21 protein-coding genes and 1 CRISPR repeat array (1 of these 22 running past the window's edge) are annotated in these 22,302 nt (G+C 71.2%); of the genes, 13 read left to right on the top strand and 8 right to left on the bottom strand.

Going from position 1 to position 22,302, the window contains the following annotated elements:
* Positions 1–9: 9 nt before the first annotated feature.
* The 5 genes from ACFHWT_RS07190 (at position 10) to ACFHWT_RS07170 (ending at position 4,963) form a co-directional block, all read left to right on the top strand.
* Positions 10–813, top strand: a complete 804-nt coding sequence (locus ACFHWT_RS07190; protein ID WP_416593788.1) for a DUF6406 domain-containing protein — start codon at positions 10–12, stop codon at positions 811–813.
* Positions 814–1,068: 255 nt separating this feature from the next.
* A complete protein-coding gene (locus ACFHWT_RS07185) occupies positions 1,069–1,218 on the top strand; it encodes a hypothetical protein (protein ID WP_278172398.1) in 150 nt (49 codons plus the stop codon).
* A 77-nt stretch (positions 1,219–1,295) separates the two neighbouring features.
* Positions 1,296–2,480, top strand: a complete 1,185-nt coding sequence (locus tag ACFHWT_RS07180) for a hypothetical protein (RefSeq protein WP_416593787.1) — start codon at positions 1,296–1,298, stop codon at positions 2,478–2,480.
* On the top strand, positions 2,477–3,757 hold the full coding sequence (locus ACFHWT_RS07175; protein ID WP_416593786.1) for a M16 family metallopeptidase: 1,281 nt from the start codon (positions 2,477–2,479) through the stop codon (positions 3,755–3,757). The genes ACFHWT_RS07180 and ACFHWT_RS07175 overlap by 4 nt, the downstream gene beginning before the upstream one ends.
* A 339-nt stretch (positions 3,758–4,096) precedes the next feature.
* Entirely contained in the window at positions 4,097–4,963 is an 867-nt protein-coding gene (locus ACFHWT_RS07170; RefSeq protein WP_416593785.1) for a nucleoside-diphosphate kinase, read from the top strand.
* Here the strand turns inward: ACFHWT_RS07170 and ACFHWT_RS07165 are convergent.
* On the bottom strand, positions 4,937–6,166 hold the full coding sequence (locus ACFHWT_RS07165) for a hypothetical protein (protein WP_416593784.1): 1,230 nt from the start codon (positions 6,164–6,166) through the stop codon (positions 4,937–4,939). The genes ACFHWT_RS07170 and ACFHWT_RS07165 overlap by 27 nt on opposite strands.
* On the bottom strand, positions 6,163–7,182 hold the full coding sequence (locus ACFHWT_RS07160) for a GNAT family N-acetyltransferase (protein WP_416593783.1): 1,020 nt from the start codon (positions 7,180–7,182) through the stop codon (positions 6,163–6,165). The genes ACFHWT_RS07165 and ACFHWT_RS07160 overlap by 4 nt, the downstream gene beginning before the upstream one ends.
* A 43-nt stretch (positions 7,183–7,225) precedes the next feature.
* Between ACFHWT_RS07160 and ACFHWT_RS07155 the strand changes: the two genes are divergently transcribed.
* The 6 genes from ACFHWT_RS07155 (at position 7,226) to ACFHWT_RS07130 (ending at position 14,008) form a co-directional block, all read left to right on the top strand.
* A complete protein-coding gene (locus ACFHWT_RS07155) occupies positions 7,226–8,440 on the top strand; it encodes a hypothetical protein (RefSeq protein WP_416593782.1) in 1,215 nt (404 codons plus the stop codon).
* A 5-nt stretch (positions 8,441–8,445) separates the two neighbouring features.
* Positions 8,446–10,386 (top strand): aminotransferase class I/II-fold pyridoxal phosphate-dependent enzyme, encoded by a 1,941-nt coding sequence (locus ACFHWT_RS07150; protein ID WP_416593781.1) that lies wholly within the window; start codon positions 8,446–8,448, stop codon positions 10,384–10,386.
* Positions 10,386–12,041 (top strand): DUF4910 domain-containing protein, encoded by a 1,656-nt coding sequence (locus ACFHWT_RS07145; protein WP_416593780.1) that lies wholly within the window; start codon positions 10,386–10,388, stop codon positions 12,039–12,041. Before ACFHWT_RS07150 ends, ACFHWT_RS07145 begins: the two co-directional genes overlap by 1 nt.
* Positions 12,042–12,065: 24 nt before the next feature.
* Positions 12,066–12,395 carry a hypothetical protein gene (locus tag ACFHWT_RS07140; protein WP_416593779.1) on the top strand — a complete coding sequence of 110 codons (330 nt, stop codon included), beginning with the start codon at positions 12,066–12,068 and terminating at the stop codon, positions 12,393–12,395.
* Positions 12,373–13,608 carry an MFS transporter gene (locus ACFHWT_RS07135; RefSeq protein ID WP_416593778.1) on the top strand — a complete coding sequence of 412 codons (1,236 nt, stop codon included), beginning with the start codon at positions 12,373–12,375 and terminating at the stop codon, positions 13,606–13,608. Before ACFHWT_RS07140 ends, ACFHWT_RS07135 begins: the two co-directional genes overlap by 23 nt.
* A gap of 67 nt (positions 13,609–13,675) precedes the next feature.
* Positions 13,676–14,008 (top strand): glyoxalase superfamily protein, encoded by a 333-nt coding sequence (locus ACFHWT_RS07130; RefSeq protein ID WP_416593777.1) that lies wholly within the window; start codon positions 13,676–13,678, stop codon positions 14,006–14,008.
* A gap of 58 nt (positions 14,009–14,066) precedes the next feature.
* Here ACFHWT_RS07130 and ACFHWT_RS07125 read toward each other — a convergent pair whose 3' ends face one another.
* The 6 genes from ACFHWT_RS07125 to ACFHWT_RS07100 form a co-directional block, all read right to left on the bottom strand.
* On the bottom strand, positions 14,067–15,209 hold the full coding sequence (locus ACFHWT_RS07125) for an alkaline phosphatase family protein (protein WP_416593776.1): 1,143 nt from the start codon (positions 15,207–15,209) through the stop codon (positions 14,067–14,069).
* Positions 15,196–19,575: a caspase, EACC1-associated type gene (locus ACFHWT_RS07120; protein ID WP_416593775.1), complete on the bottom strand. Its 4,380-nt coding sequence runs from the start codon at positions 19,573–19,575 to the stop codon at positions 15,196–15,198. Before ACFHWT_RS07120 ends, ACFHWT_RS07125 begins: the two co-directional genes overlap by 14 nt.
* The gene (locus tag ACFHWT_RS07115; protein ID WP_416593774.1) at positions 19,572–19,934 is read right to left on the bottom strand and encodes an effector-associated constant component EACC1; all 363 of its coding nucleotides are present in this window, start codon (positions 19,932–19,934) and stop codon (positions 19,572–19,574) included. The genes ACFHWT_RS07120 and ACFHWT_RS07115 overlap by 4 nt, the downstream gene beginning before the upstream one ends.
* 130 nt (positions 19,935–20,064) lie before the next feature.
* Positions 20,065–20,325, bottom strand: a complete 261-nt coding sequence (locus tag ACFHWT_RS07110; RefSeq protein WP_416593773.1) for a hypothetical protein — start codon at positions 20,323–20,325, stop codon at positions 20,065–20,067.
* 38 nt (positions 20,326–20,363) lie between these two features.
* Entirely contained in the window at positions 20,364–20,624 is a 261-nt protein-coding gene (locus ACFHWT_RS07105) for a hypothetical protein (RefSeq protein WP_416593772.1), read from the bottom strand.
* Positions 20,614–20,793 carry a hypothetical protein gene (locus tag ACFHWT_RS07100; protein ID WP_416593771.1) on the bottom strand — a complete coding sequence of 60 codons (180 nt, stop codon included), beginning with the start codon at positions 20,791–20,793 and terminating at the stop codon, positions 20,614–20,616. Before ACFHWT_RS07100 ends, ACFHWT_RS07105 begins: the two co-directional genes overlap by 11 nt.
* A gap of 144 nt (positions 20,794–20,937) precedes the next feature.
* Here ACFHWT_RS07100 and ACFHWT_RS07095 point away from each other — a divergent pair, with 144 nt between their 5' ends.
* Positions 20,938–21,720: a helix-turn-helix domain-containing protein gene (locus ACFHWT_RS07095; protein ID WP_416593770.1), complete on the top strand. Its 783-nt coding sequence runs from the start codon at positions 20,938–20,940 to the stop codon at positions 21,718–21,720.
* Positions 21,711–21,899 carry a DUF397 domain-containing protein gene (locus tag ACFHWT_RS07090; RefSeq protein WP_416593769.1) on the top strand — a complete coding sequence of 63 codons (189 nt, stop codon included), beginning with the start codon at positions 21,711–21,713 and terminating at the stop codon, positions 21,897–21,899. Before ACFHWT_RS07095 ends, ACFHWT_RS07090 begins: the two co-directional genes overlap by 10 nt.
* A gap of 259 nt (positions 21,900–22,158) precedes the next feature.
* Positions 22,159–22,302: direct repeats of the CRISPR family, unit length 36 nt; unit sequence GTCGCAGCTCTCTCGGGAGCTGCCCTTCATTGAGGC; it runs 387 nt beyond the window's last position.

The following is a 22,302-nucleotide window of genomic DNA, read 5'->3' as shown; positions in this document are numbered from 1 at the left end:
AGGGACAGGATGGTGCCGTCGCACCCCGATGTGCTGGTGATCCGGAACAACACACAGGTGAACATGGGTACGTTCAGCCTCGGTGCAGGCGGGGCGAACCCGCGTCGACCGGTGACCGCGCAGGTGGTGGTGGCCTTCCCCGGGTCTGCCGATTCGACGACGCACCTGTTGCGGCTGGGCGAGACTTTCCCGATCGGTGCCGAAAACTGGTACTTCGCTGGGGCGCATTTCGAGAACGCTGGCCGGTGGCGGGTCACGGTGCGGCGGCTGGCGCCGGGTGAGGCGCCGCCGGTGGTGGACGAGGCGACGGCGGTGACGGGGTGGCGGCCGGCGCAGCGGCTGCCGTTCGGGCAGCTGGACGAGGGGCGGTTGCAGGCACTGGAGCAGGCGTTGGAGCGCCCGCTTCCCTGGGCCTACCGGGACTGGTTGTCGCAGACGAACGGCATGCAGCCGGTGGAGCCGCAGTGGGTGCCGGGTGCACCGTTCACCCTGTTCCCGGGGCGTCCGCTACTGGGTGTGCACCCGGAGTATCCGGCGTTCGACCTGCTGACCGCCGAGCGGGAGTGGCGGGTCGGGAAGTTGTCGACGGACTTCGTTGTCATCGCGGTCCCGATGGAGGGTCTGCTGCTGCTTCGGCTGACGGAACCCCGCCCGGGCAGCGTCGGCTTCCTGCCGAAGGACCTGTTGGCCGGCCCGGGGACGCCGGATGCGATCGCCTGGCGGGAGCGGCAGGTGGTCACTACCAGCATGGGCTGGTCGTTCGGCGACTTCCTTGGCCGGCTTACCCCACTCGACGCACCAGGGGTAGCGTGAAGATCACTTGACGGAAATTCGGGCTGGTGTCGGCGTGTCGCCCGAATTCTGATCAAGTGATCTTGGCGATTGTGTCCTGGGTGGCGGCGGTTGGTCGGGTTTGGGCGGCTCCCAGCTTTATCCGGCATTTTGCTAGTTTGGTACTGGTCGATTGTCTTCACTCGATCGGCAATTGAGGTTCGTGCATTGACTGCGTGTGGCGAGCTCCGTACGATCAGCTGAATACGCCACCACTTTTCCTAGCAAGGGGATGAAGTGAAGAACTCCACTAGCGTCAGGAAAGACACGGTTGTCGCGCCCACGCTGCTCACTCCGAGCCGGGTCGAGAAGATGCTCGCGCGTCGCCAGGCGGTCCAGGTGGTCAAGTTCCGCACCACCTGCACCGACTGCCTGCCCAACTACTAGCGCACCGCCGTCGGGCGCTCGGCGTCGCCGCGCGGTGCGAACGCCGGCGTCGCCGAGCCCGCGAGGAGCACCGTGCCGTGACCTTCCAATTGTCGGCGGACGATGTCCTTAGTGCGTTGAGTGTCTGTTGCGGTGAGCCGTTCGAGGAACCGGCCGAGGCGGTCGCGGCGCTGCGCCAGGGACAGCCGTCCCTGACCGCCACCCTGTACTCCGCATGGGCCGCAGAGGGCATCACCCTCGACCCGGGCACCGCGTACGACCTTGAGCTGGCCACCTCGCGGGTCGCCTATTACCGCACGGTGGCCGCCGAACTCACCGCACGCGTCAGCGACCTGACCCCGATCAAAGGCCTGGAGGTAGCCGACCGCTACCCGGCTGGTCTCGGTCGCACCATGAACGACCTCGACTACGTCGCCAGCACCGAGGCTGATCTGTGGCGGGCGGCAGGCCTGCTCATCGACGACGGCTGGGACCTGCACACCGGCACGTTCGCCTGTTTCGACGATCGTCTGCACATGATGGTGAGTCTGCGGCGGCCGCACGAATCCCGGTTCGTCCTGCCGTACGGGGTGGAGATCGCCACCTGGTGGTCGCTGGGTGACCTGGCCGGAGTGCGACCGCTGACCGCCATGCCGCAACCGTGGCGGGCACCGGCGGTGAAGAACACCCTGATGCTCCTGTTCGAGCGCTTCGAGCAACGCTTCCGGGCCCGGGATCTGATCGACGCCAGCCTGTTGGTGGACTCCGCCTCCGACGACGAACTGGCCACGCTCACCCGGGCACTGACCGCACTCGGGTTGTGGCCGGAGTACGCCGAACTCGCCGCGCTCATCGCGCGGACGAGCCTGCCACCACTGCCACCACCACCCCGGCGGAACCAACTGGACACCCACGCTCGCCGGGCGATCCGCAGTGCGGCCGTGCTGCGCCGTCCCCTCACCGGCATGGCTCGCCACCTGCAGCGTCGCAACATCAAAGGTGCTTCCGCCCGGATCGAGCAGCGGTCCTGGGCGGCGGCCGCCGAACGGCTCTCCGCCGGTGCGTCCGTCCGGGCCGGCGTACTGGCCTTCGGCCTGCCGCTGGACGGCGCCCCGCGAGGTGACGCCCCGACCGCCGTACTGCACGAACGCGGACGTCTGGCCTGGGTGGACACTCCTGTTGGCAGGTTCCTGTTGACGATCGGCGACGAGGTCGACGAGGATACCGTGGCGGAGCTGTCCAGCCCGGAGCCTCATCCGGCGACCACCGGAGCGCACTCGTGACCGCCGCCGCCGAGATCGCCGAGCGGGCGTCGGACAACGACATTCAGGTACTGACCCGACACCGGCCGGGTGCCGAAATCACCACCGTGTCGGTGTGGATCCTTGCCGGATCCCGCGACGAGACCACCCCCGGCGCCGCCCACCTGTTCGAACACCTGGTCATGCAGGCGGTGCCGCCCGGCCGGAAGACGCGGGTCATCGACGAAATTGAGTCGTACGGTGGCGAGGGCAACGCGATCACCGCTCGTGACTACGTGGTCCTGTATGCGCGGGTACCGACGGTCGACGCGCTGACCGTGCTGGACCTGCTCGCCGAGGCCGCGACGGCCACCGAGTTCGCCCCGGCCCTCGTCGAGGCCGAACGTCGGGTGGTCCTCGAAGAGTTGCGCCTGGCTGAAGCCGACCCCACCGACATCGTCCACGACGTGTTCTTCGCCGCCGTGTACGGCGACCACCCGATGGGCCGGCCGGTCGGCGGCAGCCCCGCCGACGCGCTCCGGCTCACCGCCGCCGAGGTCACCGCCTGGTCCCGTCGCCATCTCCGGGCCGGACGAATCGCCGTCGTGGTCACCGGCGGCGTCACCCCTGCGGCCGTGACCGCAGCGACCGCGCGGAGCGCCCTCGCCGGCCTGTCCGCACCGCACCAGGGTGCCCGCACCGTCCGGCCTGCAGCCGAGCCGCTCCCGCTGCCGCTGCCGACCCCGTTGCCGTCTGCGGCTCCCGGCGTACCGTCACGGCGGCTGGATCATCCGCTGCCCGGCGACACCGCGGCGGTGGTGCTCGGCGGACCCGCGTTTGCCCTGGCCGATCCGCGGCTCGCCGCCGCCGAGGTGGTCATGGAACTGTTCGCCGGGGGCAACGCGTCCGTCCTCGTCGAACAACTGCGTACCAATCTGGGGCTGTCCTACGACATTTGGGGCGATCTCAGCGGTTACCCCGATACCGGCGTCTGGCGGATCGCGATCACCACCGCTGTGGAGCACCGCGACGAGGTGGCCCGGCTCTCTGCCGACCTCATCCGGTCGGCGGTGGCGGATGGCTGGAGCGACGCCCGCGTGGCGGTGGCCCGACGGCGCGCCGCCGGGCTGGTCCGGCTCGACGCCGAGGCCTCCCTCGATGAAACTCTCCTGCTGGGCCGGCACGCCCTGCTGGGTGGCAGCGCCGGCTGGTCGGTAGCCGAGTACGCCGACCGGATCGCAGCCGCCGCCCCGCAGCAGGTCCACGACGTCGCCGTGTCCATGGCAGACCAACTGGTGGTGGTGACCGCCGGTGGGTGAAAGCCCGCAGCGGCCCACCCGGCAGACCACCTACCGATGGAAGGGAGGGAAAGGTGAACCGGAACATGAAGGTCGGCCGCAGGCCGCGGGTGAAGAAGAAGACGACAACGACCCGCAAGTGATCATCCCTTGCCGGCCGCACACCCGCTCGCTGATCCGTCAACCGACGGGGTCACCCCGCCGCTTACCCGGGGAAGGAGGCCAGGATGAACCGCCAAGCTGTCCACACACGGCGCCCGGTCGTGAAGAAGAAGCGGTGACCTGAAACAGACGACGGGTGCGGCAGCCGGCAGGTCCGGGGCCGCACCCGGCACCATTCCGTGGCGAAGGAGCCTCCGCGTGAGCGAAGCAGTCGACTGGGAGCGTACGGTCTTCATGCTGATCGCCCCCGATGCCCTCGCCCGCCACCTCGGCGGGCCGATCATGGACCGGGTGGTCGCCCAGGGGTTCCAACCGGTGGCGTGGCGGGTGTTGTGGCACCGGCCGGCCAACCTGGACGCGTTCCACGAACGCAACATCACCCAGGTGTGGAAGGCGTACCTCTACCGCCTCGTCGACCAGCTCTTCGACTTCGGTCCGACGGTGGCGCTCCTGGTCCGCGACGTCCGGCCCGATCCGCGACACCCCAGCCACGCGCGGCTGCGCCTGGCCAAAGGGGCGAGTGATCCCGCTGAGGCGAGCCCTGGCACGATCCGTGCCGACCTCGGATCCATCAACGTCATGCTGGCCCTGATGCACAGCTCCGACACTCCTGCCGAGTCCCAGCGGGAAAGCGCGGTCTTCACCGACGGCGAGCTCGGGGGGTACGACGGCGGCGACCCGGCCGACCTGCGTACCCTGCTCGATCTGCTCAGCCGGAGCGCTCCCGCCGAGCGTCGGGGATATTCGCAGGTACTGGCCGGTCTGCGCGCCCGGGTCCTCGCCCTGGCCTGGCCGGAGCTGTCCGAATCCGCCCGCCGCAGCGCGGCCGACCTGCTGGCTGGTGACCCCAGCGGTCTCGCCGCCACCGGGGTCGGCGAGAAGGCCGCTGGGCTGCTGGCCGGCGGGCATCCGCTCGCGCCGATCCTGGCCGCCGAGTTCACCCCCGACCGGCCCGGCCCCGACCCGGCCCGGGTGCAGAACCTGCTCGCTGTCCATTGTGCCCGGCTCGACCCGTGGGAACGTCTCGTGCTCGCCACCTCACGCCGGTTTCCGCCCCGCCGGTGACGCCTCTGCCGGTGACGCCTCTGCCGGTGACCTGCCGTCGCCCGGGATCAGAACGGTCGCCGTCGCGGCGGCCCGTGCCGTCGCCATCAGCTCAGGGTCGGTCGAGTGCAGCCAGGCCGTCAGCGGCGTACCGACACATCCCCGGTCCTGCTTGGCCCGCGCCGAGCCTTGTCCGTAACCGATCCGGCGGACCCCCTGCGCCGAGGCGAGCGGGACCGCCCCGTAGAACGCCGTGCCGAAGTACGCGAACCGCGACCGGGGATCGGTGTAGTCGTACCCGAGGGCCAGACACTGCCACCCGTCCGCGAACGGCGCGAACAGCGCGAATCCGACGACAGCGTCCCCGGCGTCGGCCAGGACCACCTCGGCACGGCCGCCGGCGACGTCATGCAGCAGCGACTCCAACCGGCCGCGCTCGGCCAGCTCGTCGCAGCGGCCCCGGTACTTGCTGACCAGCTGGCCGCGTAGCCGGGCCAGCACCGGTACGAACGGGGGGATCGCATCGCCGTGCAGATGACGCAGCCGTACGCCGTTGGCGGTGAGCCGGGCCAGCTCCCGCCCTGCTTCGGCCGCCCGCTTGCGGGGCAGCGACGCCAGATAGGCGTCGAAACCACCGTCGCTGGGTACCGGAAGGTCCCAGGTCAGTGACAGTGGCGTCGCCACGAACCCCGCCGCGGACAGGGCGCCGGTCAGCGCCGTCGCATCCGGTCTGGTGTAGAGGAACGCCACCGTCGCGATGCCGGCGTCCGCGGCCCAGCCCAGGATGCCGTCGACGGCGACCGCGAGCGCGGCTGAGCTGGTCGCCGCCGGTCCGACGGGGAGGCACTCGTAGCCGGGCAGCATCACCAGCAGATTCGGCGTCCAGCGCGACGGATCGGACGCGGCCCGCCCGGACAGCTCGGCTCGCCCGGACAGCTCGGCCCGCGCGGCCCGCGACGCGTCGGTCAGCGGCAGCGCGGGAGCTTCACTGACCAGTACGTGGTGCAGGTCGAACAGTTCACCTGGGCGGGGGACGGGCTGCACGGTGGCGTGCACGGCCAGACAGGCCTCGCCGTCCTGTTCGACGACGAAGGTGAGCGTACGCCCGCCGAGCCGGCCGGCCATGGCGCGCAGCCACCCCGGTGTGGTCAGCATCGGCCCGCCGGCGGCCAGCCGCTCCCACTGCGGGGCGATGCCCGGATGCACGCACAGCCGATAGCTCACAGCCGCATCACGTAGGCGTCGAGCCGGCGGGCGGTCAGCCCGTGCCGACGTTTGAAGACGTCGTTGCTGCGCCCACCCTCCAGGATCGGACGGCCCAGCCGCAGCGCCAGCCGGACCGATTCGGTGAACAGCGCCGCGTACGGGCTGGCGTTGCCGTCGACGCGGTATTCGACACCGCAGGTCCAGGTGTGGAAACGGCGCTGGTCGGTCAGGCACACCCCGGCCGCGACGAGCGTGCCCCGTTGACGGATGCGGAGCACGTGCGCGGCCGGGCCGAGGGCGGTGACGAACCGGGTGAACGTCTCGGCGGGGTAGAAACCGGCGTTGCCGAACCGGGCGGCGGTCCGGTCGCACAGCTCGGCGATCTCGACCAGGTCCGCGCCGTCCGGTGTGGTCACGTCGCAGACGAAGCCGGCGTCGGCCGCCCGACGCTCGTTGCGGCGCAGGTTTGCCCGGGGCCGGGGAGCCAGCCGGGCAAGGTAGTCCTCGTACGAGGTGAGGCCGGTCAGGTCGGTGGAGTAGCGGTCCACCAGATGCCTGCCGGTCAGCCCGGCGGCGGTGAGTGCGGTCGCCGTCGGGCCGGTCGAGTCCACGTTGACCAGCCCGTACCAGCGGGCTCCCCAGCCGGCGGCGAGCCGGCGCAGGGTGTCCAGCAGTCCGGTGACCACATCGGTCCGGGCGACGGCGCCGAGCAGACGGGTGTCGTAGCAGTGCCAGACGTGGCTGAGCAACGCGCTGTCCCGTTCAATGCCGGGATGCAGGCGCCGCAGCCCGCCGATCGGGTCGGCGAGCCGGTGCAGCGCGATCGGCAGCACGGCGACGGGTCGCCCGGCTGGCTCCCGGGCCACCAGGTATCCGAGCCGCTCCAGCGGTGCGAGCGGCGCATCGTGGTACGCCGACAGGTAACCGTCCTGATAGAAGATTGGCGTGTCATCGCTGCCGGCGACCGCATCCCACCCGGCTCGCGCCGCCGCCCGGGGGTCATCGTAGTGGTCGACGACGATGGAACGGCCCATCATCGCACTGTACCGGACACCGGCGGAGATCTATTGTTGGACAATGGCGTCAGTCTATTACCACACGAAGGTCGGCACGACCGAGGAACTGGCTGCGGCGGCGGGGCAGCCTCTGGTCGACGTGCTACGCCGCAACGGTATCCCGGTCAACTCCGTGTTGAGCTGGCGCGATGGGCAGGTGGTGTCGGAGGACACCACGGTTGTCGGCGCCGACGACATCATCGAAGTCCGGCAGGTCCGGCATTACGATCTGAATGTGATGCGCCGCCCGAAACGGCAGGTCTACGGCGTACCCAACCCGGTTTACACCAAGAGCATCGTTTTTGATGACAAGGGCGCCGTCGAGGTCCGGGGCGAGCAGTTCGACGCTGCCGCCTTCATCCAGTACGTCGAGGAAGCGTTCGTCGACAGTGTCCTGTCCCGGGAGGTGATGCGCGACGGCGACCACGTGATCGTCGGGCTGTCCGGCGGGCGGGACAGCGTCGCGTACCTGACCCTGCTGGAGCGGACCAGGGACCGGCTGCCGCCACTGAACATGACGGCCGTGACCATCACCGGCCTGCCGGACTGGGAGGAGCCGGCGACGTTCGCCGCCGCCCGCGCCTCCGGCGAACGGCTGGGCATCGAGCAGGTCATCGTGACCGCGGCGGACGTGGAGCGGGTGTTCCGGCTGCGCGGCACGTTCGTCGACTCGATGAACGAGATCGTCGGCGACGAGGGCAGCCACCTGACGATGGTCATCGGCCACCAGGTGCTGCGGCGGATGCTGGAGGAGGAGGCGCACGCGCGCGGCGCCGGGGTGGTGGCGTTCGGCTTCAACGCCGACGACCTGCTGGCCAGCATGGTCACCTGGATGACCAGCGGATTCCGGATGGGTGGCATCCCGACCCGGCAGATCGGCGGCCTGCGGTACATCTTCCCGCTGTACCGGATCACCAAGAAGGAACTGACGCTGTACCTGGAGCTGGTCGCGCCGGAACTGAACCGACAGGGCACACCGGGACGGTTCACCACCGGCCCGGACGAGCGATCCCTGTCGTACGCGATGACCGACCATCTGCTCGACCTGTGGCCGGGCATCGACTACTACATGTTCTCCGCGTTCGAGAACATGCAGCGGTACATGTTCCCCTTCATGGAAGCGACCTGCCGCGTCTGCGGCGGGGTCTACCTGCAGCAGGAAGGTGTCGCCAACGCACCGGACCTCTGCGACGTCTGCGACTTCTTCGCGCGTCGCGAACTCACCACCGTGTCCTGACCGGCATGCCGCCGACCCCGTGGTACGAGCGCTACTTCACGGCCGACTACTGGACGTTCGCCGACGACGAGTACACGGCCGAACGTACCGCCGCCGAGGTCGCCTACCTGGCGGACGTCCTGGCCACCCACGCCCCCGGCCGGCGGGTGGTCGACCTGGGCTGCGGGGTCGGCCGGCACGCCGTCGGTCTGGCCCGCGAGGGCTTCGACGTCATCGGGGTGGACGTGTCGGCGTACGCGCTGCAGCGGGCCGCGAGCGCCGCCGACGCCGCCGGTGTCACCCTCGACCTGCGCCGGGTGGACCTGCTCGGCGCGCAGCCGCCCGGGTGGGGGCTGCCCGACATCGACGCGGCCATCTGCGTACAGGCGTTCGGCTGGGGAACCGACGCTGATCAACTCCGGCTGCTGCGCGCGGTACGCCGCCTGCTGCCCGCCGACGGTCTGCTCATCCTCGACCATTCCAATGTGCTCGCCATCGCCCGGCACTACCGGGACGAGGCACACGCGGACATCGGCGGTACCGCGTTCCACTTTCAGCGCCGCTACGACCCGGCCACCGGACGCAGCAGCGGCCGGGTCGACGTCCGCCGGCCCGACGGCACCACCGCCGTCCTGCCCGACGACGTCCGCCTCTACCACCCGACCGAGGTGGCCACCTTGCTGACCCGGGCCGGGTTCGCCGTGGCCCGGACCGACGCGGACTTCACCGCAGGTGCCACGCTGACCATGGACACCCGCTACGTCCAGTTCGTCGCCAGACCGGCGCCGACGGTGGCCTCGGCACTCGACGGCCACCGTACGCCAGCGCCAGCGCCACCGGAGCCGTTGCCGAGCCCGCAACCGGACCCGCCATCTGCCGACGACCACGTACCGGGTCCGCTCGACCTGCGCGCCGCCCCCGACGAGGCCGGGCCGGTCGAACCCGCGCTGGCCGCGGCGTGGGCGGCGCTGCCCGCCGGACCGGCCGCGATCCAGCGGGCACGCCGCTACGACCTGGCCGACCCGTACGCGGCGCAGCGGCTCGCGCCGATCGTCGCCGGGTATCTGCGCTGGCCGCAGGGTCGGCAGCTGCCGCCCGAACGGGTCACCGCCGGCGCCGGCGCCACCGGCCTGCTGCACGCGCTGGCCCGGCTCGGCGACGGCGGCACCGTCCTGGTCGACGTGGCCGGCCATCCGGAACTGCCCGGCGCCACCGGTGGCCAGGTCCGGGCCACGTCGCTGCGCGACCCGGCGGACGCGGTGGCCGCTGTGACCCACCACCGGCCGGTGCTGACCCTCGTCGACCGGCCCGGCCTGCTCGGCCCGATCTGGACCGGGGACCAACTGCGCCAGGTCGCGCAGGCCTGCGCCAACGTCGGCAGTGTGCTGGTCGTCGACGAGACGCTCGGTGCCTACCTGCCGCCCGGCCAGAGCGCCGCCCCACTCACCGACGAGCTGCCCGGCACCGTCGTCATCCGCAGCATGTCCAAGGGATTCTGCGCCGGTGGGCTGCGGGTCGGATACGCCGTCGCCGCACCGGACCTGACCGACGTCGTCCGGCAGGTGGCACCGCCGCTGGCGGTCAGCGCACTCGCCCTGGACCTGGCCGCCGCGCTGCTCACCCAGCAAGATCCGCTGGCCGCACTGCGGGACCGGATCGCGCAGGTGAAGCCGTACGTCGAGGAGCAGTTGATCGCCGCCGGTCTCACTCCACTGCCGACCGATCCCCGGCTGCCGTGGCTGGTCCTGCCCGGTGACGACCGGGTACGCCGGATCCTGGCCGCCCGAGGAGTGCTCGCCAAGCAGGTGCCGTCGTTGGAGCCGGGTGGCTCACCGGGCGCGCTGCTGCGGCTGTCGGTGCCGCTGTCCGAGGCCCGCCTGGCCGCCTTCACCGCAGCGTTCACCGCCGTTCAGCCGGCCGCCGCTGCCGGCTCCGCCATCGGTCGACCCCGGCCGGCGGGCCGCTGATGAGACTTGCCCAGCTGGTCGCGGCGGTGCACGACGGCATCGACGTCTCCGCTGCCATGGCCGACGTCGCCGAGGTCGCCCGCCACGACCGCTACCAGGCATCGGCCGGGATCCACGCAGCGGCCGGGTACGTCGCACAGCGGGCGGCGGACGCCGGCCTGCGCGACGTCACCGTGCACACGTTCCCGGCAGACGGGGCCCGCCGGTGGTGGACCTACCAGGCCCCGATGTCGTGGACACCGGTGCGGGCCAGCCTCCGGCACGGCGGCGAAACGCTGATCGACTACCCGGCACAGCCGTACACCCTCGCGGCGTACTCGGCACCGACCCTCGCCGGCGGCGTCGCCGTACCACTGCTGCGCTGGTCGGCGATGTGCGCCGGCGCCGACCCGACCGGCACACTCGTGCTGCTGGACGACGTCGGCGTACCGTTTCCGGAATGCGCCCGGCGGGCGGCGGCCGGCGGCGCCGTCGCGGTCGCCGCAGACCCGCTCGGCGCCCGGACCGACCGCCTCGCCGACCAGGTCGGCCGGCTGGAGCTGCTGCCCGGTGCGGCGTTGGCCGGCTTCAGCCTCACCGCCGCGCAGCTTGCCAGGCTCAGCGCGGCCGCCGACCGGGGCGAGACGGTCACCGTCGAGGTGGCGGTGGCCGGGTCGACGGCCACCATGCCGGTGGTGACCGGGGTGCTGCCCGGCGACGGTGGCGGCGACGAGTTCCTGCTCTCGGCGCACCTGTGCCACCCCCGGCCCAGCGCCAACGACAACGCCTCCGGCGTCGCCGCGCTGCTCGCGACCGCCCGGCTGCTCGGCGCCCGGCCCGCAGGCGGACCGGATCTGCGTTTCCTGTGGGCACCGGAGTTCGTCGGTGTCGCCGCGTACCTGCACGATCTCGTGGGCAGCGGTACGGTGGCCCGGCCCAGCCTGGCGGTCAACGTGGACATGGCCGGGCAGGACCCGTACCGCTGTGGCAGCTCGCTGGTGATCGAGCGAGGGCCGGACGACGTACCGTCGTTTCTGCCCGCCCTGGCCGGACGCTGCGCCGACCTGGTGCCGGCGCGGGCCCGGTCCTACAGCGGCGCGGTGTCGTGCGATCCGGGGCAGGCGGTCACCGCGCCGTTCTCCGGAGGTTCCGACCACGCGCTCGTCTCGGACGCGCCGACCGGCTGCCCGACGGTGTCCTTCGGGCACTGGCCGGACCGGACCAACCACACCTCGGCCGACACGCTCGACATGGTCGACCCGGCCGAACTGCGTCGCACCGTCACGGTGGCGGCGTCGACCGTGGCGGCGGTACGCGGACGCGCGGACCCGGCGTTGGCCGCCGACGTCGCCGACGCGTGTGCCGGCTGGGCCGCCGGGCACATCCTGGCGGCGCTACCCGGCCGGCAGCGTCCGCCGGCACCGCACCCGTACCGTGACGACGGCAGCCCGGTGCTGGACCCGGCCAGCGACGCCGCGTCGGTCCGGCGGGTGGCCCACCGCAGCGAGATCGTCGGCAGATGTGTCAGCACGCTGACGTACGCCGGTGTGCCGGCCGGGGAGATCGGCCGTACGGCGCGCTGGCTGGCCGACGTGTCCGCCACCGCTGCGGACCGCGCAGCCGCTGCCCGCGCGACCGTCGCCGGCCGCGACCGCGCGCTGTGCGTCGAGCCGTAGACCGCCGACGAGGCGCCGGGTACGGTGCTGGCCCGCGCCGCGCTCGGCCCGGTCAATCCCCGGGCGCTCGCCGCTACCGCAGCTGACCGTGCCTGGCTTGCCGAACGCCTGGCTGAGGACCGGGGCGGCAGCCACGCCCGCGTACTCACGCTGTTGCGAGCTGTCGACGGTCGGCGTGGCCGCCGCAGCGCGGCCTGGTGGGCGGCGCTGGCCGGCGAACTTCCTATCTCGGTGGCGTTCGCCGACCGGGTCTTCGACATGCTGCACCGGGCCGGCTGGGTCGTCCCGGTCCTGAACCCTGCAGAGGATCTCAATGCGGCTGAGGATTTCGATGCGACCCGTCATCCTGCGTGACCGCAACATGCGGCTGCTCCTTGCCGGTCAGGCGTTCAACATGTTCGGCAGCACGATGATGGTCATCGTGTTGGCGATCTGGATGAAGGACCTCACCGGATCCACCAGCGCCGCCGGCCTGGTATTCCTGCTCATGGCGATCGCCGTACTGCTGTCGCCGTTGACCGGTCTGCTGGTGGACCGCCTGCCGCGCCGGTGGCTGATGACGGTCAACGACGGGACGATGGCGGTCCTGATCCTGGCACTGCTTACAGTGGACGGCACAGCCGACCTGTGGCTGGTGTACGTCGTCACTTTCCTGTACGGCTGCTCCGGGCAGATCTACCGGGCCTCCCGTGGCGGCCTGCTGCACTCGATGCTGCCCGACGACAGCCTCGGCAACGCCAACGGGGTACTCAGCAGCCTCAGTCAGGGGATGCGGGTGATCGGGCCGGTCGTCGGTGCCGCGCTCTACACCACCAGCGGTATCGAAGCGGTCATCCTGGTCGACGCCGCGACGTTCGCACTGTCCGTCGTGGCGCTGGTGCTGCTGCGCCGGCCCCGGGATCTGGTCCGGTCGGCCGCCGCCACGGAGCGCGGCTCGCTCGCGACCGAGGTCGCCGCCGGGGTCCGGCACGTGGCCCGCCACCCGATCATCCGGCGGATCGTCGTCGCCAGCGCGGTCGCGTTCGGCGGTGCCGGCATGATCAACGTAGCCCTGTTCTCCCTCGTCAGCGACGGGCTGCAGCGTCCGACCGCCATCATCGGGATCCTCGGTGGCATCCAGGGTGCCGGCAGCGTCGTCGCCGGTCTCCTGGTCGGGCCCGCGATGCGCCGCTACGGCGAGTACACCGTCGCCTGCGCCGGCTTCCTGCTCAACGGGGTCGGACTGGCTGCGGCCAGCACCGCCACCCTGACCGGGGTCGCCGCCGGGGCAGTCCTGGTCGGGTTGGGGCTGCCGCTGATTCTCGTCGCCGAGGTGACCCTGGTGCAGCGGCGCACCTCCGCCGAGCTGCAGGGCCGCGCGATCGTCGCGTCGGAGGCGATCATCAACACGCCGTACGCCGTATGCATCGGTGTCGGCACCGTCGTCGTCGGCACAGTCGGGTACCGGCCGATCTACTTCGTGGTCGCCGCAGTCTTCATCCTGGTGGGGGCCGCGCTGTTGCCGTTCCGGGCGCAGACGCACCCGCAGCGGCCGGCCGACGTCTCGCCCGTCGGCACCGCGTCCTAACGGCACGTGTTTGTCCTAGTGCCACATCAGGCAGCGTTTGCCCTGGGCGGTCTGCGACGATGGCGCCATGAACGAGGAAGTCATTCCCATTCTTCGCGTCGAGGACGCCGCGGCGGCGGTTGCCTGGTACGAGCGACTGGGCTTCGCCAGGCAGTGGGAACACCGCTTCGAGCCGGGACTTCCCGCGTTCGTCGAGGTCGCCCGGGGCGATGTGCGGTTGTTCCTGTCGGAGCACAAGGGAGATGCCCGCCCTGACACGTTGGTCTACCTCCGCGCCCGTGACGTCGAGGCCATCGCCTCCGAGTTCGATGTGCAGGCGGAGGATGCTCCGTGGGCGCGTGAGATTGAGCTGCGCGACCCTGACGGCAATCGGATTCGGATTGGCACGCCGATAAAGTGACACTCGCTGGCCAGATCAAGGAACAGGGCAGCATGATCCGCCGTTGCATGATGCGGCACTAGCGGCTCCGCCAGATTGCCAGCGGCACCACCGTCTCGTCGGCCGAGTCGGCGCCGTGCTCCCAGCTCAGGCTGGGGTCCGGCACGGGGAAGCGTTGGTCTGCGGCGATCGCGATCACCGGGCCTACCCGGTCCCGCCAGGCTTCGTCGGTGGCCACGATCCGGGCCGAGGAGCCGAGTGCCGCAGCGAGTCGGCCGCCGACCTCGTCTTCGTCGCCGGGGGCCGGGTACAGCCACCGGACCCGGCCTGCCCCGCCGGCCGGGAGCAGCCGCCGTGCCGGGTCGTCCAGGACGGACCAGGCCCGCACCAGGTCATCGGCCGGGGCGCACCGGACCTGGCCGTGGTCGGAGTAGCCGATGACCGTCCAGCCGGCCTGCGCCCACCGGGCGGCCCGGCGGCCCAGCTCGGCCATTGCCGCCACGGCCGGTTCGTCGTAGCCGTGCCGGTGCAGGTAGTCGTCCAGGTTGACGTAGGTCCACAGGAGCATCGGCTGCCGACGCCGTACGTCGCCGAGCTGCCTGCCGGCCCGCCCGTCGCGGTGCACGTCGATCTGCTCGTCGACCTCGGTCGCGGCGGCGTCGACCAGCAACGCGGGGTCGCGGGCATGCCGGGCGAGTGTCTCCGCCGGTGCGGCCGGGACGACGGTCGCGCCCCGGAGCAGCGCCTGCGCCCACGGGCCGGGCAGGTGGGCGATCTCCCGGGCCACCGCCCGGCACTGCACGCCGTCAGCCGCCGCCCGGTCGAAGATGGTCGGGTGGCCGATCACGAGTCTGGGGTCGCCCCCCGGGTCGGCTGGTCCCTGCGCCAACACCTGGCCGGTGACGGCGTACACCAGGCAACCACGGCCGGGCACGCGGTAGACCATCCCGGGCACCCCGTGCTGCGCCGGCCCGACGCCGGTCATGGCGGTCAGCCAAGCGGTCGTCGACGTGCTCGGAAACGTGCTGGCCAGCTGGGTCAGCTCGGCGGTTCGCCAGCCTGCAGCCAGCGCCGCGTCGTAGGACAACCCGTCGACGGCCAGCATGATCACCCCATGCCGTGCCCGGGACAGCTCGTCGCAGACGACATCGGGTACGTCCGCCAGTGAGGTGCGCGGCGCCGTCCGAACAACGACGACCCGCACCGGGTCAGACGCAGACATTCTGATAGTCGCGGCCGGGCAGGAAGCGGGCCCAGTCGGCCCGGCTCAGGCCCTGCCCGTCGAGGCGGTCGCACGCCAGGCGGACGCCCTGGTTGCGGAGCGTCGGCAGCGCCGACAGGTCCCATATGTCGACGTGTGTGCCGGTCTGGCTCGCCAGCCGCTCGCCACCCGGCAGGAAGGCAAGCGAAACCGGCAAAATTGCCGGACCGTACAGAGGCAGGCTCAGCCTGCGGGGCAGCTGCCGGTCGACGATGTTCCACAGTCGTACCGACGTCGTGTCGCCGACAGCCAGCACACTGCCGTCGGGAGAGAACTCCGCCGACGCGATCGGACCGACGCCAGGGGTCTGCCACGACGCCAGCTGTTCCGGCGCGGCCGGGTTCGCCACGCTCCACAACTGGATGGTGCCGGAGAACTGACCGATCGCCAGCAGTGTCCCGTCCGTGGACAACGCGGAAGCCCAGCGCTGGGTGCCGTGCTGGCCGGTGCGCACGCCGCCGAGCCGCCGAGGCTCCTCCGGGTCGCTCAGATCCCACAACGCCACGACGCCGTTCTCGGTGCCGATGGCGGCCAACGGCTCCGTCCACGCCAGGTGTACGTCGGTGACCGAGCCGTCCACGTCGAACCGAGTGATCTCGCGGGGCGCGGCGCGGTCAGTGACGTCGTGCACGGCCACGGTGCCGTCATCGCCCCCGCTGAGGACGATCTGGCCGTCCCTGCTCCAGGCGAAGTCGACCGGGGTGGTCCCGAGCGGTACGTCCGCGCCGACCTGCTCGGGCGGGCCGGCTGGGGAAATGTCCCACAGTCTTAGCGAATCGGCGGTGGCGGTCACCACCGTCCCACCGTCCGGCGACAGCGCCGACCCGCTCGGGTGGTCCGAGGTCCCTGGCGATCCGGCGAAGCGCACCGGCGGTCTGGGGGTGAAAGCGCCGTCGTCGGTCACGTCCCACACCAACAGGCGACCGTCCTCGGCGGTGCTGGTGGCGATGTTCGCCGCGACCTCGATGCGACCGTTGTACGTGTCCATCTCGTGTCCCGCGAGCGGTTCCCCCCACCTGGTGGGACGCGCCCCGTTGTCGTCGAGTTGCCACAGTCGTACCGTCCCGTCGTCTCCGCCGGTGACCAGCAGGCCGCGACTGGTGTCCACGGCGAGGGCCCCGACCTGGCCGGCGTGTGCGGAGAACGACGGCTCCGTGCGGCCCGGATTCAGCCGCTCGGCCAGGGGTGTGCCCGGTGGAAACGGCATGAGCGCGACCATGCCGCTGCGGTCGGCGACGACCAGTGCCCGGTCATCGCGGTCGAACGCCACCCGCACCACCTGCATGGTCATCCCGATCACGCTGCGGAGGTCGCCGATCCGCCTGGGCCGTTCACGGTCGCGCAGGTCCCACAGCGCGACCTTCGCGTCCGCGGTCCCGGTGGCGAGCACGCTGCCGTCGGCCGACAGCGCCATCGCGGTGATCGGTGCGTTGGTCAGCGCCGCCACGGACAGCGGCGGCCCGACCTTCCTCGGCGAGCGCGGGTCGGAGAGGTCGAACAGCTGCGCGTCGCCGTCGTCGGTGCCGACGACCATGGAGCTGCCGTCGTGGTGGAGGACGGTCTGTGCGGAGACGATGTCCGGGTCGCGCCGCAGCGTGGCGGCAACCCGGTATCCGTTCTCGTGCTGGGTGATCACCACGGTGATGGTGACGTTGCCGGCGATGAGGACCGAACCGTCCGCCGACCACGCTAAGGTGTCTACCGTGGACCCAAAGCCGGGCAGCGATGCTATTTCCACCACCGGCTCATCAGGGGAGACGCTGAGGAAGCGCAGGGACGATCGGTCACCCGCGACGAGCAACCCCCCGCGGGGGTGCCAGGCGATCGCCGTGACGGCCACGTCGAACCCGCCCGTCGGGTCACCGATCGGGCGCGGGTCCTGCCAGTCACGGGCATCCCACAGCCGCACCCCTTCCTGGGTACCGACCGCCAGCGTCTGGTTGTCCGGCGCCAGCGCCATGGCGGTAACGGGTGTGGACTGGTCGGGCAACGCGCCCGCGTACCGCGACGTGGCCAGGACCTCGGTCAGCAGGGCGCGGGACGCGGCACCGGGTGACAGGCGATGCGCGGTCACGGCGAGTTGGAGCGCGAGCCGGGGATCGGTGGAAAGGACCGCGTCGGCGGTGGTGAGCAGGCTGCGCGCGTCGGCGACCCGCGCCTGCGTGGAAGCTTCTCGGCCCTGGACCACGGCGACCAGCCCACCGGCCAGCGAGACGACGAGCAGCACCGCGAGCGCCACCACCACTCCGCGGCGGAGCTGTGCGCTGCGGCGTTCCTGACTCCGGGCGGCGGCGAGGAACGCCGACGACTGCTGGTCGAGCTCGTCGGCGCCGGCGGCCTCGGCCGCCTGGTCCAAAACGAGGGCCAGCCGGGCGCCCCGGTAGAGCAGGGACGGGTCGCGACCCTCCGCCGTCCAGGCGCGGGCGTCGGCGGTCAGGCGCTGCGCGACGGTAAGCCACTGCCGGTCGGCCTCCACCCACTCGGCCAACGTAGGCCAGGACGACAGTAGGGCCTCGTGGCTGATCCGCACCACGTCCCGCTCCATGATGACCAGCCGGGCGTCCGTGAGGGCGCGCAGAGCGGTGTCGGCAGCGTCGGCCGGTAGTCCGCGTACCAGGTCGGCACGGTCGACGGGCAAGGCGGTGTCAGCCGCCTCCTCGTTGACGCGCACCAGGCGCGGCAGCATGTGCCGGGCGGCGGCGCGGGCCGGTGGGTCCAACGAGGCGAGCGTGCCCTCGGCGGTACGCGCGATCGCACCACCGATCCCTCCGATGTCCCGGTAGTCCCGCACGGTCAGGCGGTTGCCGCGCCGCCGCTGCCAGGTCGCCCACAGCGCGTGGGACAGCAGGGGCAGCGCACCCGACTCGGGCCCTTGCCGGCGGTACGCACCCAGCTCGTGCAGGAGCAGGTCGGACAACGCCTCGTCCAGCCGCAGTCCAGCGACTCTCGCCGGTCCTTCGACCGCCTCCCGCAGCTGGGCCTGATCCATCGGCTCGATCAGGAACTGCCGCTGCTGTAACGCGTCGGCCAGCACCGGATAGCGCATGGCCTGCGCGTAGAAGTCGGCGCGCAGGACGCCCAGGACGACGGCGCGCCCGGAGCCGGCCAGCGCGGCGAGCGCCGCCGCGAACGCTACCCGCTCCTCCTCGTCCTGGCACACGGTGACCAGCTCCTCGAGCTGGTCGACCACCAGCAGCACCGGTGGGTCGTCCTCCGGCAGCCACGTCACGGCGAGGGAGGGATCGCCCAGTGCCTCGCCGTCCTGGGCACCCGGGGCGTCGAGGCCGGCGGCCAGCCGGGTCAGCGGGTGCTGACCGGGTCTCATCAGCCGGCACCGCCATCCCGGCGACTGCCGGATCCGGGGCACCAGCCCGGCCTGCACCAGGGAGCTCTTGCCGCTGCCCGACGCGCCGACCAGCAGCAGCAGGCCGGGATCGTCCACCCGCTCGTGCACGGTCCGAACCAGCCGGGCGGACAGCTCGGCGCGTCCGTAGAAGTACGGCGCATCCTCCTCGCCGAACGGCGCCAGGCTGAGGTAGGGACTTCGCCCGGCGGACTGCTCCGTCTCCTCCTCGTGCTCGGGTCCGGTGGAGGCGGGGTTGCGGGCCAGCACGAGCTGCCCAGAGCGTCCACCTTCCTGGCGGCGCGGCAGCGGTGCACCACGGTCCCGCAGGGCGGCGAAGAGGTAGTGGTAGGCGTCGTCGAGGGTCAGCACCGGTCCGCCGCGCGGGTCGCCGCCGTCGAGCAGCCCGATCAGCGCACCGGTGAACACGGTGTACTCGGCGTCCTCGGGCGCCAGCGCCAACTGCTCAGCCGACCCGAGCAGGTAGAAACCGTGCACGGGTGGGGCGTCGAACGCACCCGACGGTGCCGCTCCGGCCCGCGCCCGGCCCGAAAAGCAGCAGTCCAACACCACCACCAGCGACGACGCGCGGGCCGAGGTCAGAGCCTGGCGTAGGTCGGCGAACGGGTACGCCTGGTGCGCGGCCAGACCCGGCGTCAACTCGTCGGTACTCGACACCGCCAGGTACAGCGCGCCGTCCGGTCCACGCAGGCCGTGCCCGACGTAGTACACGAACAACGCGGTCGTCGCCCTCGCGGCCTCCTCGCTCACCGCCCGTGCGACGTCCAGCGAGGTCGGTGGGTCCACCAACAGACGTACCCGGTCGGAAGCCATCCCGCACACCCGGACCAGGCGGTCGGCCAGCGCCTCCGCCGACCGCCGCGCCGCGGGAACCGGGGGTAGTCGCGAGCCGGTGTGCGTGGCGGTGGCGATGATCAGTGCCCGTACCCCGTCGGACGCCAGTCCCTCGACCACTCCGCTCATCGCGGGGGCTCGATGGCGCTGAGCAACTGCTCCACCTGGGCCCGGACGGCTTCGGGTGACTGAGTTCGCACGCTGGTCGCGTCGACGCTGACCTTCGTCCCGTCCGGCCGCTCCACCCGTACGCGCACGACGCCGGCCCGGGTCCGCAGCCAGGCGATCACCGACGCGGCGACAGCTGCGGCAACCCCACCCGACCCCGCCGCCACGCTCAACGCCTCCAGCAGAGGCCCGAGCTTGTCCGCGCCTGCGGGAGCCTGGATCTCGTCGACTCGTCCCCGCAGCTCGTCGACCTCCGCGAACCAGTCCCGTAACGACTCCAGGTCGGCGGTCGGGTTACTGCCCTCGACCTCGATCCGCACTTACCTCCCCCTTTCGATGACCCCCGGCCACCGGAGGGTAACGCGACCGCGCCACTGAGTACCGGATGTGGGTTCGCCAGGTACTGTCGGATATCGAGCCGGAACGAGATGCGGCAAGGAGGGCTCGGCTCTATCCCATGGTGGTCGGGAGCCGGTAGTTGAGCTGCTGGCCGTAGGTCATCAGTGGGCGCAGGGTGGGGACGAGTTCGGTGGCCTGTGTGGACCAGTGGTGTCCCCGGTTGCTGTCGAGTCGGCGGTGGCGGGCCGGTGTCGTGTGCCGTTGTTGGTGCAGCTCGCGGCGCAGGTGGTGCAGCCGCTGGGACGCCGTGGACCGGCCGGAGCGCCAGTCGAGCCAGCGCAGCCACCAGTCACGTAGCATCTCGGTGATCATTTCTCTCCCCTTGATCAATTGATTGACTTGGTCGATGGTCAGGTTTCTGCGCGCCGGGGAAGTCGGTAGAGTCCGTGGCGCTGGACGAAGATCTCCCGCCGTTCGGCTGCGTTGCCGTGACGGTCGATTACGTATCCGGTGAGCCAGATCCAGCCGTCGTAGGTCCATTTGCGGTCGACGGCGATGACCCGGAGTCGGATGGCGCGGTCGTCGGCGAACTGGACGCTGGCTTCCCGGCCGATGATCAGGACGTCGCCGGGTTTCGGCTCCGGCGTGGCGAGTAGCCGGCTACCCGTCACGCCGTTCCGCCATCGGGTACGTGGTACGCCCGCAGTCCGGGCACCACCTGGACTTGACCTTGAACGACCACAACCCCGCGCAGAAGCCGAGTAGCGCCGCGCTGAACAACGCCCCGATTTCCACCATCGGCATCCCTTCCAACTGAACCGTCGCCGCAATTCTGATCATGAAAAATTCGTCATCCGGATTTGTTCTCCACCCTGGACTTCCGAGCGCTGTCGGAGCAAGATGCCGTGAGGGCCACGGAATGCAGGCGGCAGCGGCCCGGTAGCCAGTGGACAAAGTCGAGCGAACTGGGGGATGTGAAGACCTATGTCTGCGAGCGAGTATCTGGTATTGGAGCTACGCCGGGTCCGGGAGTCGCTGGGGCTCACCCAGGAGTCGTGGGCGGAGCGCGTCCACTTCTCGGCAAAGCACGTCGGCTCCATCGAGCGTGGTGAGCGGCCCGCCCTGCCGGACTATCTGACCTCGGTCGACAAGGCGTTCGGCACCGCGTTGATGAAGTTCTACCGGGAGTTCGTCGTCGGCGAGCACACGCCGGTCTGGTTCCGGCCGTTCAGCGACCACGAGGGCGGTGCGACGCTGATCCGGGCGTTCCAGCCGCTGCTGATCCCCGGCCTGTTGCAGACCGAGGCGTACGCCGAGGCGGTGCTCTCGGCGTACCGGGTGCCCGAGGACGCGGCGGCGATCGCCTTGACCACTCGGATGGGCCGGCAGGCCATCCTGCGGCGGGAGAAGCCCTGCCGGCTCGCCGCCGTCATCGACGAGAGCGTGTTGACCCGGCGTGCCGGCAGCGCCGAGATCATGCGGGAGCAGTTGACCGCCCTGGTCGAAGCCTGCCAGCGGCCGAATATCCAGGTGCAGGTCGTGCCGTCGGAGGTGGGCGTCTATCCCGGGATGGAAGGTCCGCTCGTGCTGGCCAACGTCGATGGCCGCACGGTCGGCTTCCTGGACGACCATCTGGAAGGCCGGGTGGTGGAGGCCCCGGACGATACGGCGGCCTTGGAGGGGACCTGGGAGACGATCCGGGGGTACGCTCTGCCGCACCACCAGAGCCTTGACCTGATCACGAGGACGGCTGAGAAATGGACGTGAGCACCGCCCCTTGTTGGCGCACCAGCACCTACTCCGAATCCGGCTCCTGCGTCGAGGTGGCCGACAACCTGCCCGGCCGGGTCCTGGTCCGGGACACCAAAGACCGCAGCGGCCCGATGCTGACCTTCGGCCCGTCCGCCTGGCGGTCGTTCGTCGAGCTGGCCAAGCAGCACCACTGACGGCCTGACGCCTACCCCGGCGAGACAGCCGGAGAGCGCCGACCCTGCCTCGGTAGGGTCGGCGCTCTGTATCGCTCGCCGCGAAGGCTCCGTCGTGACGTCCGTGAGCGCGGACCCCTCGCGGAGCTGTTTACGCTGGTCAAGCGCTATTCTAGAGTGGATGCTGGTGGCGTTTGGGCTGTTGTCGTGCTCTCTCCGGGCGGACCCTTCGCGGACCGCTCACTCCACCGCAGGTCAGGAGGGGTAGAATCCGTACCCTGTCGCAGCTCTCTCGGGAGCTGCCCTTCATTGAGGCGTGTTCCAACTCAGGGAACGCAACGATTCGTTTGGTCGCAGCTCTCTCGGGAGCTGCCCTTCATTGAGGCGAGACCCCGGCAGCAGTTCGGTGGGTGTCCCTCGGTCG

Source organism: Micromonospora sp. LOL_021 (assembly GCF_048060215.1).
Taxonomy (GTDB): Bacteria; Actinomycetota; Actinomycetes; order Mycobacteriales; family Micromonosporaceae; genus Micromonospora_E.
Note: the sequence above shows the minus strand (reverse complement) of the source record. Positions and strands in the feature narration are given on the sequence as shown.